Raw genomic sequence first — 18,397 nt, 5'->3', positions numbered from 1 at the left:
GTAAGGATATGAGTAAATTAGACAGATGGTTTTTAAAAGAAAACAATAGAAAAAAAGTATACTTTACAGCTTTCTTTCTATTTCTGTTCTTAGTAATAGTTAGATTATTCTTCTTACAAGTATTACACAAGGATTTTTCTTTTAACATTATAAGTCCTGTAAGATCATATGTTAAGGAAGTAAAAGCAAAGCGTGGTTCAATTTTAACTAGTGATAATTTAGAAATAGCATTAGATTTAGAATATCAGGGCATAGTAATAGATCCTACATTACTAAAGGATAGAGGAGAAATAGAAAAATTTGTTAATATTATTGGAAATGTAATAAGTAATATTAAAGTTGAAGAAACTGTTGCAAAGATAGTAGAATTAAAAGAAAAAGGTAAAAAATATTATGAGTTTAAAGACGTATTAATAACTGTTGAACAAAAAGATCAAATAGATGAACTTCTTAAAGAAGCTAGAAAGAAAGATAAAGAAACTTTCAATTCTAGATTTGTCTATTTTACTAGAAAATTCAAGAGAGAATATGTTAATAATTCAGTGTTTGAAACTATAGTAGGATTCCTTAATAAGGAAGAAAATGGAGTATATGGAGTAGAACATAAATATGATGAAATGTTAAAAGGTGAAAATGGACAAGTTACAGGAACAGCACCATTTTCTGGTTCGTTAGCAGAATATACATTACCATACTTAATAGATGAGAAGGTAGTTAAAAAAGCAAAAGATGGAGATAATATTGTATTAACTATAGACTCTTTATTACAATATTCTTTAGATGATATTTTAAAAGAGGCTCATCAAAAATTTGAGGCTGCAACAACTATGGGTATAGTAATGGAAAGTGATACTGGTAAGATAGTAGCTATGAGTTCTTATCCTAAAGCAACTAATAAGGCAGAGATAAAAAATCATAATATTACATCACTATTTGAGCCAGGTTCAATATTTAAACCACTAACTGTGGCTATAGCTATGAACGAGGGTATAATAAATGAAAATACTTTAATACATTCAGATGGATATATTAAGGTTAAAAATAGAATAATTAGAGATCATGATGATAGTACTAAGGGTACATTGCCTGTATCAAAAATAATGGTACATTCAGGTAACGTTGGTCTTGTAAAAATTTCTCAAATGATGAAGGCAGATACTTTCTATAATTATCTTCCTAAGTTTGGATTAGGTAAGAAAACAGGTATAGATACTTCATATGAAACAACAAGTAATTTAATGACACAAAAAGAATTTACTGAAGTGAGAAGATCAAACGTTTCATTTGGACAGGGTATAAACATGACTCAGCTACAAATGTTAGTAGCTTTAAATGCAACTATCAATGGTGGAAATTTAATTACACCTCAAATAGTTGAAAAAGTAGTAGGTAGTGAAGGTGAAACTGTAAAAGAATTCGAAATTCATAACAAAGGTAAAGTAATTAATGAAAGCGTAAGTGCTAAGATAAGAAGCATACTTGAAGAAGTAGTTTCTAGTGGTACAGGACGTGGAATACAATTAGAAGGTTATAGAGTAGGAGGTAAAACAGGTACAGCTCAAAAAGCAGGACCTAATGGATATGAGCCAGGTAAATACTTCTCATCTTTCTTTACTTTCTTCCCTGCAGATAATCCTAAATATAGTATATTAATTACTGTAGATGAACCTCATGGACAATACTATGGAGCTTCAGTTGCTCTTCCACTTGCGAAAGATATTTTAGATAAGATTATTAAATACAATAATATGCTTCCAAGTGAAAAAGTAGTAAAAAATGTTACTGAAACAGAAGTAGTAGAAACAAAAGAAAATAGAAACAAAAAAATAAATGATATTAAGAATGAATTTACAGCAAATATCATGCCAAATTTAATAGGTATAACGAAGAAGAATTTATTAGAACTTGGTATAGATAAATATGCAGTAAATATGACTGGAAATGGTAAAGTAGTTAAACAGTATCCAGAGGCTGGGACTAAGATTAAACCAGGAGATAAAATTAGATTAGAATTACAATAATATGGAAGGGGGAAGAACTTATGTTTTATCAAATATATGTAAAAAAACACATTAATACATATACTTATGAATCAGATCTTCCCCTATCTATAGGTACTTTTGTTGAAATAAATTTTAAGAATAAAGATATGATAGGTATAGTTATTAGAGAAACAAAAGAAGAAGAAATGGGTAATTTTAAAATTAAGAAAATAAATAGAGTAATGGATGATATAGTTAAAGTGCCAGAAAGTATGTTAGATTTAGCTATATTCATTAATTCATACTATATTACTGATTTTTATGCAAGTTTTAAGTTATTAGGTCCTTATGAAAAAATGAGCTATGAAAAATTAGCAAAAATTGAAAGAAAAGAAATAAGTTTTAAAAATAGTATAACTTTAAATGAAAATCAACAAAAAGCTTTTGATGATATATTAAATTCAAAAGAAAATATATTTCTACTTCATGGAGTAACAGGGAGTGGGAAAACAGAAATATATATTAAATTAATAGAAGAAGCACTAAAAAAAGATAAATCAAGTATATTCCTATTACCAGAAATATCTTTAAGTTCGCAAATGGTTAAAGGTATTAAGAAGGTATTTGGAGAAAGCGTGAGTCTTATACACAGTAAGATGACACCAGCTACTAAAGTTAAGGAATGGATGAATATTTATTCTGGAAATGTTAAGGTAATACTTGGTGCAAGATCTGCCTTATTTGCTCCTGTTAAGAATTTAGGATATATAATAATAGATGAGGAACATGAAAATACATATAAGCAAGAAGATAATGCTAGATATCATAGTAGAAATGTAGCTATAAAAAGAGCTATGCAGGAGGGTGCAAAAGTAATACTAGGAAGTGCGACTCCTTCATTTGAAAGCTATTATCTAGCAAAACAAGGTATGTTTAAGTTGATAGAATTAAAACAAAGATTTAATAATATGGAACTTCCTGAAATGGAAGTTGTGGACTTATCTAATGAAAAATCTATGTTATCTGAAAAATTACTTCAAAGTATGAAAGAAACAATTTCAAAAGGAGAACAAGTAATCCTTATACTAAATAGGAAATCACATTCAGTGCTTGTAAGATGTTTAGATTGTAAGGAGAAAATATCTTGTCCTAAATGCAGTGTTAATTTAAGATATTCAAAATCTAGAAATAGACTTGAATGTTCGCACTGTGAATATAGTAGGAAAATGATAGATTGTTGTCCTAACTGTAAAAGTGAAAATTTAGAATATTTAGGATTAGGTATAGAAAAATTAGAAGAAGAACTATCAGAATTATTTGGGGAAGAAAATATTCTAAGAATGGATTCAAGTACTATGACTAGTCAAAAAGATTTTGATAAGGCATATAAGGAATTTAGTGAAGGAAAATATCAAATAGCTGTAGGAACACAAATATTAGCAAAAGGATTTCACTTTCCAAATGTTACCTTAGTTGGTGTAATAAATACAGATCAAATATTATCATTAAGTGATTTTAGAGTAGGAGAAAAAACTTTTCAACTAGTTACACAATCTGCAGGTAGAGCAGGAAGAGGAGATAAGAAAGGTAAAGTAATATTACAAACATTTATGCCAGAATCTAATTTAATAAATAGTATAGTTAATAATGATTTTGAAGGATATTTTGAATATGATTTACATATTAGGAAATTATTAAACTATCCACCATTTAGTAGGTTAGTTAAAATTATAGTTTCTGATAAAAAAGAAGAAAGGGCTTTAAAGAAAATTAGAGAAATACATAGTGATGTAATTAAGTCATTTAATGATGTTTCTATAATAGATAAAGCACCAATATTTAAGATTAATGATGATTTTAGATATAATATATATATTAAAAGTAATAAAAATGAGATAAGTAAAAATAGAAAATTACTATTTTCTATTAAGGGATTAAGTACTAATACAACAAGAGTTTTAGTAGATATAGACCCTGTAACTACATTTTAGAAAGAGTTGTGATAAAATTGAATATTTACGTTTATGAAGCACCAATTTTAAGAAAAAAATCGGAAGAAGTTACTGAATTTAATGATGAATTAAGAGCTACATTAGATGAAATGGTAGAGACTATGAGACTTGCAAAAGGAATAGGTCTTGCTGCAAATCAAGTAGGTATCGATAAAAGATTTTTTGTATTAGAAATTGAAGATGAAGTATTTAAGGTAGTAAATCCAGAAATAGTTAAATTTGGAGAAGAGATAGTAGAATTTGAAGAAGGTTGTTTAAGTATACCTGGTATATATAAAAAGGTGTTAAGACCTGAAACAATATTTGTAAGATATCAAGATGAAAATGGAAATGTAATTGAAAGAGAATTAAGTGATATAGAATCTCGTGCATTCCAACACGAGTTTGACCATTTAGATGGGATTTTATTCATAGATAAAATTAGTCCTATGAGTAGAAACTTAATAAGAAAAAAATTAGAGATTATGAAAAAAAATAGTAGACCAAGAGAATTTTAGAGGTGATAGAATGAAAACAATATTTATGGGGACACCAGATTTTGCAATAGATACACTAAGGTATTTACATGAAAATACTGAGCTTTTAGCTGTATTTACTAAGGTGGATAAAGTAAATGCACGTGGAAATAAAATAAATTTTTCTCCAGTTAAGCAATATGCTCTAGATAACAATATAGAAATAGTGCAACCAAAAAGTTTAAGAACTGAAGAAACTTATGAAATATTAAAGAAATATAATGCTGATTTAATAGTAGTAGTAGCATATGGTATGATAATACCCAAAAATATTATTGATTTACCAAAATATGGAATTATTAATGTGCATTCATCACTATTACCTAAATATAGAGGAGCAGCACCTATACATGCTGCCATCTTAAATGGTGATGATAAAACTGGAGTATCTATTATGTATATAGATGAAAATCTTGATGAAGGAGATGTAATCTGTACTTTAGAGACTGAAATATTAAAAGAAGATAATTTAGGAACACTACATGATAGGTTAAAAGTTTTAGGAGCACGTGGAGTTCAACAAGCAGTTGAAATGATGAAAAATAATACAGTAAAAGCAACTAAACAAGATCATAGTTTAGCTACTTTTGTTAAGCCAATTAAAAAAGAAGAAACGAAAGTAGATTTTAGTAAAGATAGTTTAACTATATTTAATAAAATAAGGGGATTAAATCCTTTCCCAGAAGCTTATACAACTTTAAATGATAAAGTATTAAAACTATATTCATCAGAAGTGATAGAATATGTAGGAGATGAATTACCAGGAACAGTAATAGACCTAAATAAACAAGGAATAGTTGTAAAAACTGGTGATGGTGCAATAATACTTAAAGAATTAAAACTTGAAGGTAAAAAGAAACAAAGCGCTTTAGATTTTATTAATGGAAGACAAATAAATAAATTAGATGTGTTGGAATAAGGAGGAATTTTTGATGATAAAAAAATATAGTCCAAAAGATGTTTCAGGACGTATAGTAGCAAGACTAGCCCTGTACTTAGGGATATTGAAAGATTTAGAAAAAGTACAACCAGAAATTAACTCTATAGAGTTAGCTCAAAAAATGAATACTACAGCTGTTCAAGTAAGAAAAGACTTATCTACTTTTGGAGAATTTGGGGTAAGAGGTAAAGGATATAGCGTAAGTGCTTTAATTAGAGAAATAGAATCTATCTTAGGTATAGATAGAGAAAATGAACTAATCTTATTAGGATATGGACATGTTGGTAAAATGATAGCATTGAATACTGATGTTTTAGGAGAAGGGTTCAAATTAAAAGCAGTTTTTGATAAAGATCCTAAAAAAATAGGTAAAGAAATACCTAATTTAGGAATAGTAGTACAAGATGCAAAAAACTGTATTGAATATATTAAGAAAAACAGAGTACATACTGTTGTTTTAGCTATTAATAGTGAGTATGCTCAAATGGCTACAAATGAATTAATAGAAGCTGGAGTAGAAGCAATTTTAAATATGACTGCTTGTAAATTAGAATTAAATAGTAATACCGCAGTAGTTAATGCAGACATTTCAGCAAAACTTAAAGAATTAAATTTCTGGAGAATAAACCCAGAATTAAGAGGAGGAATTAATTTTGACTAAAAGTATATTAGATGGACGTTATGTATCAAATATACTGTATGAAAAATTAAGAGAAGAATACCAAGAGTTAAGTGAAAAAATAGGAAGAAAAGCAGGACTTGCATTTATTAAAGTAGGTAATGATAAAGCTTCAAGTATATATTTAAATATGAAAACAAGAAAATGTGATGAATTAGGTATATATCAAGAGACTATTTCTTTTGATGAAAATATATCTGAGAGTGAACTGATATTAGAAATCAAAAAATTAAATGATAATAAAAAGATAGATGGGATATTAGTTCAACTTCCATTACCTTCTCATATTAACTATATTTCAATTATGTCAGCTATATCACCTAATAAGGATGTAGATGGATTTCATCCAGAAAATGTAGGTAATTTATTATTTAAAGATAAGGGTATTTATTCATGTACCCCACAAGGAATAATGGAACTTTTATCATATTATAACATAGGGATAGAAGGAATGGATGTAGTAATAATTGGTAGATCAAATATAGTTGGTAAACCTTTAGCTTTAATGCTAATTAATGAAGGAGCTACAGTACAAGTTTGTAATAGTAAAACAAAAGATTTGTTTCATAAAGTAAAACAAGCAGATATTTTAATAAGTGCGACAGGAGTTCCAAGATTAATTAAGGGTAAAGATATTAAAGATGGAGCAGTTGTAATTGATGTTGGAATATCAGAATTTGAGGGTAAAATTTCAGGTGATGTAGACTTTGATGATGTTATGATAAATTCAAATGCTAGCTTCATTAGTCCAGTTCCAGGTGGTGTTGGCCCTATGACTATTTATTCATTAATAAAAAATACTATTAGTGCTTTTAAGCTAAATAATATGTAATTGAAAAAAAATATATGATATGATAAAATTAGTTAGAATGTTTTCTAAAAAGGAGATGTATTAAGATAAGTATTAATATAATAATAGCCCTCTTGATAACTTTAGTATTTTTTTCGATTTTAAGTGCGTTTGATACAAGTTTTATGTATTTAAATTATATAGAAAAAAATCATCTAAAGGAAGTAGATGAGGATAACAAAAGAAAAGTAGCAAAATTTTTAGAAAGTTTAATAAGATATAAAGTAGTTTCAAATATTTTAAATCTACTACTTATAGCACTATATCTAAAAATAGTTAACTTTAATTTAGGAATATTTTTGGGTTCTAGTATTACACTTTTTGTAATATCAGTAGTACTATTGATTGTTCTACAGACATTTATTAAGGTTATTGCTAAAATAGATATATATAAAACATTAATATATACTATAGACTTTATTGATGTTTTAATGATATTACTTTATCCATTAGTTGTAATTATTGAGTTTTTATACAAACAAATAAACAATATATTTAACAATGGAGAAGATATAGGTGAGAGAGATCTTACTGAAGAGGATATCAAAAATATTATTAGTTATGCTAATAATAATGAAGTAGAAAAAGAAGAAAAAGAAATGATACACAGTATCTTTACTTTTACAGATACTACTGTTAAAGAAATAATGACACCTAGAACATCTATAGTAGCTTATGATCAAGAAGAAATATTAAATGATGTATGGGATGATATTATTGAACATGAGTTTTCACGTATACCTTTATACAAAGAAAGTATAGATGATATTTGTGGAGTAATGTATACTAAAGACCTTTTAAAATATAAGGATAGAAATATTAAATTAAAGAATCTGATTAAAGATGTTGTTTATGTACCAGAAACTGTAACATTAACAGATATGTTAGAATTCTTTAGACAAAAACAACAACATATGGCTATAATTATAGATGAATATGGAGGAACTTTAGGACTAATAACTATAGAAGACTTACTAGAAGAAATAGTAGGAGAAATTAGAGATGAATATGATATTGAAGAAGAAAACTTTAAATCAATTTCGGAAAATGTATATGAGTTATTAGGAGAAACATTAGTTGATGAAATTAATGAAAAATATGAATTAAATATAGAAGAATCTGAAGAATATGATACTATTTCAGGATATATACAGTATAAACTTGAAAGAGTAGCAAATGAAAATGATAAAGTAATAAATGATGATTATATTATACAAGTTTTAAAAGTTGATAATAAGAAAATAGAAAAAGTTAAACTTATTATCAAAAGATAGGAGAGATGATGGATAAATTACAAATTCAAAAATTAGATGAAATGATTAGAAGCATCCCTGATTTTCCAGAGCCAGGAATAATATTTAGAGATATTACTACAGCTCTTAAAGATAAAGAAGGATTAAGATTAATTATTGAAGACTTTACTAACAGATACAAAGATCAAGGAATAGATTATGTATTAGGTGCAGATGCAAGAGGTTTTATATTTGGAGCTGCAATTGCATATAATATAGGGGCAGGTTTTGTTCCGGCAAGAAAATCAGGAAAACTACCTGCAGAAACTGTTAGAGCAGAATATTCATTAGAATACGGTAAAAATGCAATAGAAATACATAAAGATGCATTTGAAAAAGGCGCTAAAGTATTGATAGTTGATGATTTATTAGCAACAGGTGGAACTGCAAAAGCAATGGTAGATTTAGTTGAAGAATTAGGTGCAGAAGTACACGAATTAGCTTTCCTAATAGAACTTGTAGACCTTAAAGGTAGAGAAGTATTAGAAGGTAAAGATGTTTATTCTATATTAAAATTTTAGTATAAATAAAAAGAGCTTGTAATTACTATTACAAACTCTTTTTTATTCTAATGAATCAAGTAATTCGAAATGCTTATATATTTCATTATGTTTATTCTTTTCTATAGTTTCAAGTAAATATTTTTCTTCTAATATATATTCTTCTTTTATTTTATTTATAATAATATTTCTTATGAAATTTGATAAATCTAAATTATTAATTTTAACATATGCCTTAATTATTTTTTCGTCTTCTTTTGAAAGTTTTATGGGTATAATAATCAAAGTGATACTCCTATTCTACGATATCAGAAAGTTTGAATAATAAATATACCTGTAATATAAATATAATTGCTAAAATAATTAAAGCAGTTAAAGATAGTTCTACAAGTAAAAAAGGAATAAGATTAAGTATAAAAGTAAATGGTAATATATTTAAAATACCCTCTAATAAATATTCGAAATTTGTTTTTTTTAATAATGCAGCTATCATTTTCATTCCTCCGTGTTTTATTTTTATAACACTAATATACCATATTTGTTTTAAAAATGCAACAATAAATTTAAAAAAATAAAAAAATGTTGCTTTTTTCTAACTTAAATGTTATAATGTGTTATATTATTAAAGCTGGAGGGAAAATTATGATGGATCTAGGACAAACTTTAAAGAATGCCAGAGAAAGAAAAGGATATTCATTAAGGGAAGTTGAAGCAAAATTAAACGAAAAAGGAATAAGCTATGCACATACTAATATAAAAAGAATAGAAGATGGAGAAAGTAATAAGACTCCTATAAAAGTTCTTGCAGGATTATGTGAAATTTATTCGTTAGATAAGATAAATATAATGAACTTAGCTGGAGCAAATATAGATGAATTTGTAGAATTAAATGATATAGTGAAAAAAGCTACATTATTCTTTAATGATAAGAGTGTAAATGAAGAAGATAAAAAGAAACTTTTAGAAGTAATGAATGAAATGTTCTATAAATCAAAATTTGATAAATAAAAATTATGTCTTAAAACTGATTTGAAAAGGGTTTTAAGACTTTTTTTTTTAAATAATTTTTTTTGTATTTTTAATTGAAAAAATAAATAAAAAAAGGTATAATTAAATGAAAGAATAATGAAAAGGAGAAGGTGATTTAAATGGATAAAATTATTAGATTAAAAGAGATACTTGAAAAAAATAGAGCATATGAACATGCAATAACAATTTTATCATGGGACTTAGAAACAGAAGCTCCTAAAAATGCAACTTTAAGTATTTCTAAGACTTTAGCAACTCTAACGGAACTTTCTTATTTAACTTTAATAAATGATGAGGTAAAAGAAATAGTTTATGGTTTAAATGTTGAAAATTTAAATGAAATTGATAGAAAATTAATATTAAATATGAGAAAAAAAATATTTGATAAAATGAGTAAAATACCGGTAGAGGTGTATTCTAAATATGTTGAATTATCAACTATATCTACACAAAAATGGGGGGAAGCTAAAAGAAGTAATAATTTATCAATTTATGCCTCTTATTTAGAAGAAGTTATTAAATATAACAAAGAGTTTATAAAATATAGAGGATATACAGGTCATCCATATAATCTTTTACTAAGTGATTATGAAAATGAATTAACTGTAGAAATTGTTGATGAATTCTTTAAGAATATTAAAGATGAATTAACACCATTTATCAAAGAGGTAATAACTAAGAAAAGAGAAGAATTAAAAGATATTAAATCTAGATTTTTAGCTAAACCTTATCCAATAGATAAACAAAGAGAATTGTCTAAAGAAGTTTCAGAAATATTAAGATATGACTATAATTCTGGAGTGATAAAAGAAAGTGAACACCCTTTTACTACTAATACAAGTAATAAAGATGTTAGAATAACTACACATTATTATGAAAATGACCCACTTTCAGCAATATATTCAACTATACATGAAACTGGTCATGCTTTATACGAACAACAAATATCTGATATATACCAAAATAATTTTCTTGGTGGAGGAGTTTCTATGGGTATACATGAATCTCAATCAAGAATATTTGAAAACATGTTCTGTAAGAATGATAGCTTTACTAAGGTATTATACGATTTAATGGATAAATATTTTGGTATGGATATTACTCTTGATGAATTTAAATTAATATTAAATGAAGTAAATACTTCATTAATAAGAGTTGAAGCAGATGAATTAACTTATCCAATTCATGTAATGATAAGATATGAATTAGAAAAAGAAATATTCTCTGATTTAGAAAAAGTAGAAGATGCAGAAGAAATTGCTAAAAAATGGGCAGATAAATATGAAGAATATTTAGGTGTAAGACCTATGACTTATTCAGAAGGAATATTACAAGATGTACACTGGTCACAAGGATCATTTGGATATTTCTCTTCTTATGCATTAGGTTCAGCTTATTCAGCTCAAATATATAAAGCTATGGAAAAAGATATAGATATATCTAAAGAATTAGAAAATTGTAATTTTGAAAACATTAATAATTGGCTTAAAGAAAAAATACATCAATTTGGTTCATTTAAAGATCCTAAAGATGTAATATTAAATGCAACTGGTGAAGAATTCTCAGCTAAATATTATGTAAATTACCTAAAAAATAAATTTGGGAAAATATATGAAATAGAGGTGAAATAATGGATAGTAAAAAACTAAAAGCAGAATTTCACGACTTAGAAATCAAGAGTTTTGCAAGAGAAATGATAGAATTTATTGATGATTCTCCGAGTACATATCACGTGGTTGGAAATTGTTCAACAATTTTATCAGAAAATGATTTTGAAAGATTAGAACCAACTGCAAAATGGGAATTAAAAAAAGGTGGAAAATACTTTGTTAAAAGATCTAATTCAACAATAATAGCATTTACTATTGGTGAAAATTTAGATGTTAATAAAGGATTTAAAATTTTTGGTTCTCATACAGATTCACCAGGTTTTAGAATTAAACCAAACCCTGTTATGACTGTAAATGGTGTAATAAGATTAAATACAGAAGTTTATGGAGGACCAATTTTAAATACTTGGTTTGATAGACCTTTATCTATAGCAGGTAGAGTAGTTGTTAGAACTAATGATATATTTAGACCTAAAACTATTAAGATTAAGATAGAAGAACCAATTTTAACTATACCTAATTTAGCTATACACCAAAATAGAGAAGTAAATAATGGTGTTAAAATAGATAGACAAAATGACACTTTACCTATAATAGGATTAGTTAATGAAAGTTTTGAAAAAGATGACTTCTTATTAAACTTAATATCTGAAAAATTTAATATTAAAAAGGAAGATATTTTAGATTTTGATCTATATGTTTATGCAACTGAAAAAGGAGCACTTGTAGGTATAAATCAAGAATTTATTTCTGCACCAAAACTTGATAATTTAGTCTCTGTTTATTCAGGTTTATTAGGACTAGTTGAAGCAGAAAATGCAGACAATCAAATTAATGTATTTGTTGGATTTGATAATGAAGAAATAGGATCAGCAACTAAACAAGGGGCAGATTCAAACTACTTATCAAATGTATTAGAAAGAATAATTTATTCATTAGGAATGGATAGAAATACTTTCTTAACAATGTTATCATCATCATTTATCTTATCAGCAGATGGAGCACATGCGGCTCATCCTGCATATCTAGGTAAGAGTGATCCAACTAACCTTGGAAAAATTAATGAAGGTGTACAAGTTAAAATAAGTGCAAATCAAAGATATACATCTGATGGATTCTCGATAGCTGTTGTAAAACAAATAATAGAAGGAACTGATATTAAGATACAATTCTTTGTAAATCAATCAAATGAAGTTGGAGGTTCAACTATAGGGCCAATATCGTCAACACACTTAGATATAGATTCAATAGATTTAGGTGTACCAATGCTAGCAATGCACTCAGTTAGAGAAGTATGTGGAGTACAAGATTTATTCTATTTAAAAGAGTTAGCAAAAGAATTTTTCAGTAAAAATTAATATGTAAAGGAGACGGATAGTTGGAAAAAGATGATATAATAATAAAAAATGTTGCAAAGAGTTTTGGGGGAGAAAAAATACTTAAAGATGTAAGTTTAAAAATAAAAAAAGGAGAGTTTTTTTCTATACTTGGTCCAAGTGGATGTGGGAAAACTACACTTTTAAGAATGATAGCTGGATTTATATATCCTGATAGTGGTGAAATAATTGTTAATAATGAAAGAATTGATAAATTACCACCAGAAAAAAGAAATGTTAACACAGTGTTTCAAAATTATGCACTGTTCCCAACTATGTCAGTTTATGATAATGTTGCATTCCCTTTAAAATTAAAAGGTATTGCAAAAGATGAAATAGAGAAAGAAGTAACAAAATACTTAGAATTAGTTGGATTATTAGAACATAAAAATAAGATGCCTGAAAATTTATCAGGAGGACAAAAACAAAGGGTTGCAATAGCAAGAGCCTTAATAGGTAAACCTGATGTATTATTACTTGATGAACCACTTTCAGCACTTGATGCAAAGTTAAGACAAAAATTATTAATAGAACTTGATACTATACATGATGAAGTAGGTATTACTTTCGTCTTTGTAACTCATGATCAAGAAGAAGCTCTATCAGTATCTGATAGAATAGCAGTAATGAACAAAGGAGATATCTTACAAATAGGTACTCCAAATGAAATTTATGAAAAACCAAATGATGAATTTATCGCAGACTTTATAGGTGAAACTAATTTCTTAACTGGAGAAATAACAGAAGTATTTGAAAATTATGCACTTGCTAAATCTGATGAAATTGGAGAATTTAAAGTTGAACTTGATAAACCCGTAAAACCAGGGGATAAAGTTAAATTAACTTTAAGACCAGAAAAAATTAAAGTAGATGTAAAACCACCAAAAGAAAACCCTAAATACAAGGTACTAACTGGTGTAGTAGATGAAGTAATTTACTCTGGGTTCCAATCTAAACTATTTATTAAAGTTGAAGGTTCAAATAGAATAATTAGAGCATTTGACCAACATAGAGAGTTCTTAGAAGAAGAAGAATTATTCGTATGGAAAGAAAAGGTGTATTTCTACTGGAATTATGAAGATGCATATCTAGTGGAGGTGTTCTAATGGCACGTAACGATATATTACAAGAAAAATCAGTACTAAGATATCTATATTTTTTGCCAATAACAATTTGGATGAGTGTATTCTTTGCGATTCCAACTGCAATAATAGTATATTTTAGTTTCCTTAAAAAAGGAGCATATGGTGGTATATCTAGTTATACAACTTTCACATTAAAGGCGTATAAAGATATATTTGCCTCACAAGATATATTTAAGATAGTCTTAAAGACACTTAATTTATCAGTAGTTATTACATTAATAACAATACTAGTTGCAATACCAACAGCCTATTTTATTTCTCGTTCGAAGAGAAAAAATTTATGGTTATTATTAATAGTAATACCATTTTGGACTAACTTCTTAGTTAGAATATTTTCTATAGTTGCATTAATAGGAAATAATGGGATATTAAATAGATTTTTAGTTAAAATATTCTTCTTAGATAAACCTCTAGATCTATTATACAATAGAACTGCGGTAATAATAATTTCTGTTTATATTTTCTTACCTTATGCAATATTACCTCTATATACTGCAATAGAAAAATTTGATTTTTCGTTAATAGATGCAGCAAGAGACTTAGGAGCAAGTAATTTTACTGCTCATATGAAAATATTCTTACCTGGTATAAAAAATGGAATTATTACAGCATTAGTATTAACATTTGTACCTGCTATAGGTTCATATGCAGTACCAGATTTAGTTGGAGGAACAGATGGTATAATGCTTGGAAATATTATTGCTACAAGAATGTTTAGCTTAAGAGATTGGCCATCAGCATCGGCTATTTCTACACTATTTATACTTATTACTTCAGTATTTGTATGGATAGGAATTAAAGCAGATAAGGATGGTGATGAATAATGAATGATAAAAGAAGATTTTCTTTATTCTTTTTCGTAATGGTTATGATATTTTTCTATTTACCAATAATAATGTTAATATTACTTTCATTTAACTCAAGTAAGGGTTATGAATTTAAATCTTTCTCTTTAAGATGGTATATAGAACTATTTACAAAATCACCTAGACTCTGGCAAGCTTTTGGAAGAAGTATAGTTATTGCACTTACTTCATCAGCAGTTTCAGTTGTAATAGCTATTTTAGGTGCTATAGGAATTAAATGGTATAACTTTAAGGTTAAATCATATGTAAAAGTATTAAACTATATTCCTTTAGTAATACCTGATTTAATTATAGGGGTATCATTACTTTTATTCTTTAATATGAATTTTGCTAAAATACCTTTAGGTATGTTTACAATATTTATAGCACATACGACATTTAATATACCTTTTTCTTTATTTATATTAATGTCAAGATTATCTGAATTTGACTTTTCTATAGTAGAAGCTTCAAGAGATCTAGGTGCAACAGAATTACAAACTTTAAATAAAGTAATACTACCAACTATGGTTCCCGGTATAGTTTCAGCATTTTTAATGTCACTTACATTATCACTTGATGATTTTGTAATTACAAGTTTTGTTACAGGAACAAACTCTGATACTTTACCTATACAAATATATTCAATGCTTAAATTTGGAGTAAGTCCAACAATTAATGCATTATCAACAATATTGATACTTGGAACTTTAGTATTAGCATTATCAAGTAGAAAATTACAAAAATATATGTTGAGCTAGAATTTAAGTATAGTAAATATGAATTTTCTATAAAGTAAAAATATATAAAATGTATTAAAAAAGGGGACTGTTTCGAAATAGCCCAAAAAATAATGGAGAAATCTAGAACTTTTTAGAATTCTCCCTTTTTTTAAGTTATATTTTTGACACTTACTATTTTAATTTAGTAAAAAAAGACAGAAAATAATAAAGTTTTTAAAGAAATAAAATATACAGAAAATTTAGAAGTTAGAGAAGATGTTCCAGAAGAAGTATATGAAGCTATTAAAAAAATTGAAAAAAATAAATTTAATCCTCCAAAAGGGGTAAGAGAAATAGAAAGTGGTTAAATAGAGATAGTAAATTACCTAGAGAATTTGATCTTAACCTTAAAATAGAAGGTAGAAATAAAGTAAGACTTGTATTTGGAAGTGATGGCTCTATATATTATACAATAGATCATTATGAAACATTTATCAAATTAAAATAGGAGAGTGAGAGTATGTTTGAAAATATATTAAAAGAAGTAAAAGAAAATAATATTGAATTATTACCACCAGTAAGTGATGAAGATATAGAAAAAATAGAAAAGATATATAATTTTAGAATGCCTAAGTGTTTACAAAATTTATATAAAGAAGGAATGCCTTTAAATGAGTATACTATAAATTATGCAGATTTTTCTATAGAAAATATAAATAAAATAAAAGAGTACATAAAATATTATGATGAACAATGGGAGATGTATTGTCTTAATTGGCCAGAAAGTTTATGGGGACCAGAGCCAGAAGATGAAGATGAAAGAGAAAATGAAATGGAGAGAAGATTTAATGAAGCAGAAGGATTAATACCTTTAACATATAAAGGTTATTTCATTTCACAAGTAGTAGATAGTGATAAAACACCGGTATTTCATGTAGCTTGTAGTGATGTAATAATATTAGATGCTTCTATTAGTAGTTTTATTAAAAGATTTTTTATAGAAAAGAAACTTATAGATAAAAACAAAGAAGATGATTTATCATTTAAAAATCAAACTTTTGTAAAGTTTTGGTTAGAAATATGTTATTATTAAAGAGTGCTATGAAAAAACTAATAATACTAACCCTTATTCCCTTTATTATACAATCTACAGAAATAGATAGAATAATATATAATGGAAAAGAAGAAAGCTTAGCAATAAGTTTAAATAGTGATTAAAAAGTGGTAAGTCCTTAGATGTATCAAAAATAGATGAATAGGAGTAAATAAAAATAAAGGAGAGATAATATTTTTTCCTTTAAAAGTAAATAATAAAGTTAAATAGAGGAGTAAGATGTTGGTTAGTCAAAAAATAAGAGAAGAAAGAATTGATTTAGTAGTAGATAATTTAAATTGTGCAATAAAATATGAAGAAGAAAGATTAAAACGTATATTAAATAAAGAGTCTTTATTAATTATAGGATTTATAGGAAAAATATATAGATTTAGAGGTTCAAAAAATTTACTTTTTGAAAAAGACCTTGAAAAATTTAAACAAGATATGTATATATATGGGAAACTATGTATAATGGGTAGTGATTCAAGAGGTATACTTAGAGGAGGACATGTAGAATTTAGTGAAACATTAATGTCTAACAATAAAGAAATAATAGATTTTTTAATTAGAAATCTTGATGTAGTAGCATATGAAAATGAAAAAGATAAATATATTAAATCAGAATCATATAGATTTTTATCAAGAACTATATTACTAGCTCTTAAAGGTGATTGGGAAGATGTGATAAGAAGATCAGATATATATTTAAATAATCCCTCAAAATCTTCATATCATAAATATGTATATTTAGAATTTGAATTTTTAAAAGCATTAGCATTAAAAGACAGTTTAAAGATGAAAGAAACACTAGAAAAAATGCTTGAGAAAAAGGTAGCAAAAAAGATGTTAAATGACATGAGTACAGCATTTGATTTTTACTTACATATATTTGTAATAATGTATGCAAAGATAGCAATGTATCATGGAATAGATTTAGGAATAGATCATGAAATAGCACCAAAAGAATTAATAAATATAACTCCAGCAAAAGAATATTATGAACCATATGAATTTATGAAAAAATTTGATTTAAATACAATAACAAAAGAAGAGTGGTTAGATTGGATATTTGAATACCATTATAATGTAAAAGAATTAGAAAGAGAAATAAGTATGGGATTATATATCTAAAGTAGAAAGGCAATTATGAAAAAACTAATAACATTAATACATATATCTGTCTTTTATCTTAGGAGGAATATATAGACTTACATTAGTATAAGTAATAGGAATTTAGTTATTTAAAAGTATAAGATAACATATGAAAATGTATATACATTTGGAAATATGAGTGAGTTAGAGTTTAAGAAAGCATTAGCAAGAGAATATGGAATACATGAAGAGGGAAGAAAAACAGAAGAAGGGAAATTATTAGGAGCAACACCAGGTAATATATATTCAGAGTATCTAATAAATGGTAGAGAAGAAATAGAAGAATTACCAAAAGATGATGTATCAAGTATGCCAAGTGATGCAGAGGTTGTTAGTGATAAGACAAGTACTCATATAATTCTTGCACATACAGGAGAGAGCTCTAGAACTAAAGAGGAAAACGATAACATTGGAAGAAATTAGGTAATTATCTGAAGATTATATATATAATATGCATTTAGATGATGGGAGTAATAATATTAATAAGAAACCGAGAGGTATAGTAAATGATTTTGATGTAAGAGAATTAAAAAAACTAATATTTGAAAATGAGAAAATAGAACCTAAATATCAAAAATTAATTCTAGGAGATACTATAATTATAAATGATAAAAAACTAAAAGTATCTTCAATTGAAGATAAAAAAAATGGG

20 protein-coding genes are annotated in these 18,397 nt (G+C 26.4%); 18 read left to right on the top strand and 2 right to left on the bottom strand.

Annotated features, from left to right (window positions below):
• The first annotated feature begins 8 nt into the window (after positions 1-8).
• The 8 genes from GM111_RS02115 (at position 9) to GM111_RS02080 (ending at position 8,791) form a co-directional block, all read left to right on the top strand.
• A complete protein-coding gene (locus tag GM111_RS02115; protein WP_156299244.1) occupies positions 9-2,021 on the top strand; it encodes a penicillin-binding protein in 2,013 nt (670 codons plus the stop codon).
• A gap of 20 nt (positions 2,022-2,041) precedes the next feature.
• Positions 2,042-3,973, top strand: a complete 1,932-nt coding sequence (gene priA, locus GM111_RS02110) for a replication restart helicase PriA (RefSeq protein WP_156299243.1) — start codon at positions 2,042-2,044, stop codon at positions 3,971-3,973.
• An 11-nt stretch (positions 3,974-3,984) separates the two neighbouring features.
• Positions 3,985-4,491: a peptide deformylase gene (def, locus tag GM111_RS02105; RefSeq protein ID WP_408022630.1), complete on the top strand. Its 507-nt coding sequence runs from the start codon at positions 3,985-3,987 to the stop codon at positions 4,489-4,491.
• 10 nt (positions 4,492-4,501) lie between these two features.
• Positions 4,502-5,428, top strand: coding sequence for a methionyl-tRNA formyltransferase (fmt, locus tag GM111_RS02100; RefSeq protein WP_156299242.1), 927 nt, complete (start codon positions 4,502-4,504; stop codon positions 5,426-5,428).
• A 13-nt stretch (positions 5,429-5,441) separates the two neighbouring features.
• On the top strand, positions 5,442-6,110 hold the full coding sequence (locus GM111_RS02095) for a redox-sensing transcriptional repressor Rex (protein ID WP_156299241.1): 669 nt from the start codon (positions 5,442-5,444) through the stop codon (positions 6,108-6,110).
• The gene (locus tag GM111_RS02090; RefSeq protein WP_156299240.1) at positions 6,103-6,960 is read left to right on the top strand and encodes a bifunctional 5,10-methylenetetrahydrofolate dehydrogenase/5,10-methenyltetrahydrofolate cyclohydrolase; all 858 of its coding nucleotides are present in this window, start codon (positions 6,103-6,105) and stop codon (positions 6,958-6,960) included. Before GM111_RS02095 ends, GM111_RS02090 begins: the two co-directional genes overlap by 8 nt.
• 92 nt (positions 6,961-7,052) lie before the next feature.
• Positions 7,053-8,252 (top strand): hemolysin family protein, encoded by a 1,200-nt coding sequence (locus tag GM111_RS02085; RefSeq protein WP_197034445.1) that lies wholly within the window; start codon positions 7,053-7,055, stop codon positions 8,250-8,252.
• Positions 8,253-8,260: 8 nt separating this feature from the next.
• Positions 8,261-8,791: an adenine phosphoribosyltransferase gene (locus tag GM111_RS02080; RefSeq protein ID WP_156299238.1), complete on the top strand. Its 531-nt coding sequence runs from the start codon at positions 8,261-8,263 to the stop codon at positions 8,789-8,791.
• Positions 8,792-8,833: 42 nt separating this feature from the next.
• On the opposite strand, the gene GM111_RS02075 is transcribed toward GM111_RS02080, so the two are convergent.
• Positions 8,834-9,055: a DUF6290 family protein gene (locus GM111_RS02075; RefSeq protein WP_156299237.1), complete on the bottom strand. Its 222-nt coding sequence runs from the start codon at positions 9,053-9,055 to the stop codon at positions 8,834-8,836.
• Positions 9,056-9,065: 10 nt separating this feature from the next.
• Entirely contained in the window at positions 9,066-9,263 is a 198-nt protein-coding gene (locus GM111_RS02070) for a hypothetical protein (RefSeq protein WP_156299236.1), read from the bottom strand.
• Between the two features lie 149 nt (positions 9,264-9,412).
• On the opposite strand from GM111_RS02070, the gene GM111_RS02065 reads away from it, so the two are divergent.
• The 10 genes from GM111_RS02065 to GM111_RS02015 all read left to right on the top strand — a co-directional run.
• Positions 9,413-9,778, top strand: a complete 366-nt coding sequence (locus GM111_RS02065; RefSeq protein ID WP_197034444.1) for a helix-turn-helix domain-containing protein — start codon at positions 9,413-9,415, stop codon at positions 9,776-9,778.
• 140 nt (positions 9,779-9,918) lie between these two features.
• Positions 9,919-11,430 (top strand): carboxypeptidase M32, encoded by a 1,512-nt coding sequence (locus GM111_RS02060; protein WP_156299234.1) that lies wholly within the window; start codon positions 9,919-9,921, stop codon positions 11,428-11,430.
• The gene (locus GM111_RS02055) at positions 11,430-12,767 is read left to right on the top strand and encodes a M18 family aminopeptidase (protein WP_156299233.1); all 1,338 of its coding nucleotides are present in this window, start codon (positions 11,430-11,432) and stop codon (positions 12,765-12,767) included. Before GM111_RS02060 ends, GM111_RS02055 begins: the two co-directional genes overlap by 1 nt.
• A 20-nt stretch (positions 12,768-12,787) precedes the next feature.
• On the top strand, positions 12,788-13,891 hold the full coding sequence (locus GM111_RS02050; protein ID WP_156299232.1) for an ABC transporter ATP-binding protein: 1,104 nt from the start codon (positions 12,788-12,790) through the stop codon (positions 13,889-13,891).
• On the top strand, positions 13,891-14,754 hold the full coding sequence (locus GM111_RS02045) for an ABC transporter permease (protein ID WP_156299231.1): 864 nt from the start codon (positions 13,891-13,893) through the stop codon (positions 14,752-14,754). Before GM111_RS02050 ends, GM111_RS02045 begins: the two co-directional genes overlap by 1 nt.
• Positions 14,754-15,536 (top strand): ABC transporter permease, encoded by a 783-nt coding sequence (locus tag GM111_RS02040; protein ID WP_156299230.1) that lies wholly within the window; start codon positions 14,754-14,756, stop codon positions 15,534-15,536. Before GM111_RS02045 ends, GM111_RS02040 begins: the two co-directional genes overlap by 1 nt.
• Positions 15,537-16,017: 481 nt before the next feature.
• Positions 16,018-16,590, top strand: a complete 573-nt coding sequence (locus GM111_RS02030; RefSeq protein WP_156299229.1) for an SMI1/KNR4 family protein — start codon at positions 16,018-16,020, stop codon at positions 16,588-16,590.
• Positions 16,591-16,830: 240 nt separating this feature from the next.
• Positions 16,831-17,724, top strand: coding sequence for an Imm49 family immunity protein (locus GM111_RS02025; protein ID WP_156299228.1), 894 nt, complete (start codon positions 16,831-16,833; stop codon positions 17,722-17,724).
• Between the two features lie 156 nt (positions 17,725-17,880).
• Positions 17,881-18,168, top strand: a complete 288-nt coding sequence (locus GM111_RS02020; protein WP_156299227.1) for a hypothetical protein — start codon at positions 17,881-17,883, stop codon at positions 18,166-18,168.
• 28 nt (positions 18,169-18,196) lie between these two features.
• The coding region (locus GM111_RS02015; RefSeq protein ID WP_156299226.1) for a ubiquitin-like domain-containing protein at positions 18,197-18,397 on the top strand (201 nt) is incomplete at its 3' end.

It is taken from the genome of Streptobacillus canis (genome assembly GCF_009733925.1).
GTDB classification, from domain to species: Bacteria; Fusobacteriota; Fusobacteriia; order Fusobacteriales; family Leptotrichiaceae; genus Streptobacillus; species Streptobacillus canis.
This window is presented reverse-complemented; position numbering and strand designations above follow the sequence as displayed.

Coding starts and splice junctions, on each gene's coding strand:
- GM111_RS02115 (WP_156299244.1), top strand. CDS start 9: ATGAGTAAATTAGACAGATGGTTTTTAAAAGAAAACAATAGAAAAAAA.
- fmt (WP_156299242.1), top strand. CDS start 4,502: ATGAAAACAATATTTATGGGGACACCAGATTTTGCAATAGATACACTA.
- GM111_RS02065 (WP_197034444.1), top strand. CDS start 9,413: ATGATGGATCTAGGACAAACTTTAAAGAATGCCAGAGAAAGAAAAGGA.
- GM111_RS02045 (WP_156299231.1), top strand. CDS start 13,891: ATGGCACGTAACGATATATTACAAGAAAAATCAGTACTAAGATATCTA.
- GM111_RS02040 (WP_156299230.1), top strand. CDS start 14,754: ATGAATGATAAAAGAAGATTTTCTTTATTCTTTTTCGTAATGGTTATG.
- GM111_RS02070 (WP_156299236.1), bottom strand. CDS start 9,263: ATGATAGCTGCATTATTAAAAAAAACAAATTTCGAATATTTATTAGAG.
- GM111_RS02030 (WP_156299229.1), top strand. CDS start 16,018: ATGTTTGAAAATATATTAAAAGAAGTAAAAGAAAATAATATTGAATTA.
- GM111_RS02080 (WP_156299238.1), top strand. CDS start 8,261: ATGGATAAATTACAAATTCAAAAATTAGATGAAATGATTAGAAGCATC.
- GM111_RS02025 (WP_156299228.1), top strand. CDS start 16,831: ATGTTGGTTAGTCAAAAAATAAGAGAAGAAAGAATTGATTTAGTAGTA.
- GM111_RS02095 (WP_156299241.1), top strand. CDS start 5,442: ATGATAAAAAAATATAGTCCAAAAGATGTTTCAGGACGTATAGTAGCA.
- GM111_RS02060 (WP_156299234.1), top strand. CDS start 9,919: ATGGATAAAATTATTAGATTAAAAGAGATACTTGAAAAAAATAGAGCA.
- GM111_RS02055 (WP_156299233.1), top strand. CDS start 11,430: ATGGATAGTAAAAAACTAAAAGCAGAATTTCACGACTTAGAAATCAAG.
- priA (WP_156299243.1), top strand. CDS start 2,042: ATGTTTTATCAAATATATGTAAAAAAACACATTAATACATATACTTAT.
- GM111_RS02020 (WP_156299227.1), top strand. CDS start 17,881: ATGAGTGAGTTAGAGTTTAAGAAAGCATTAGCAAGAGAATATGGAATA.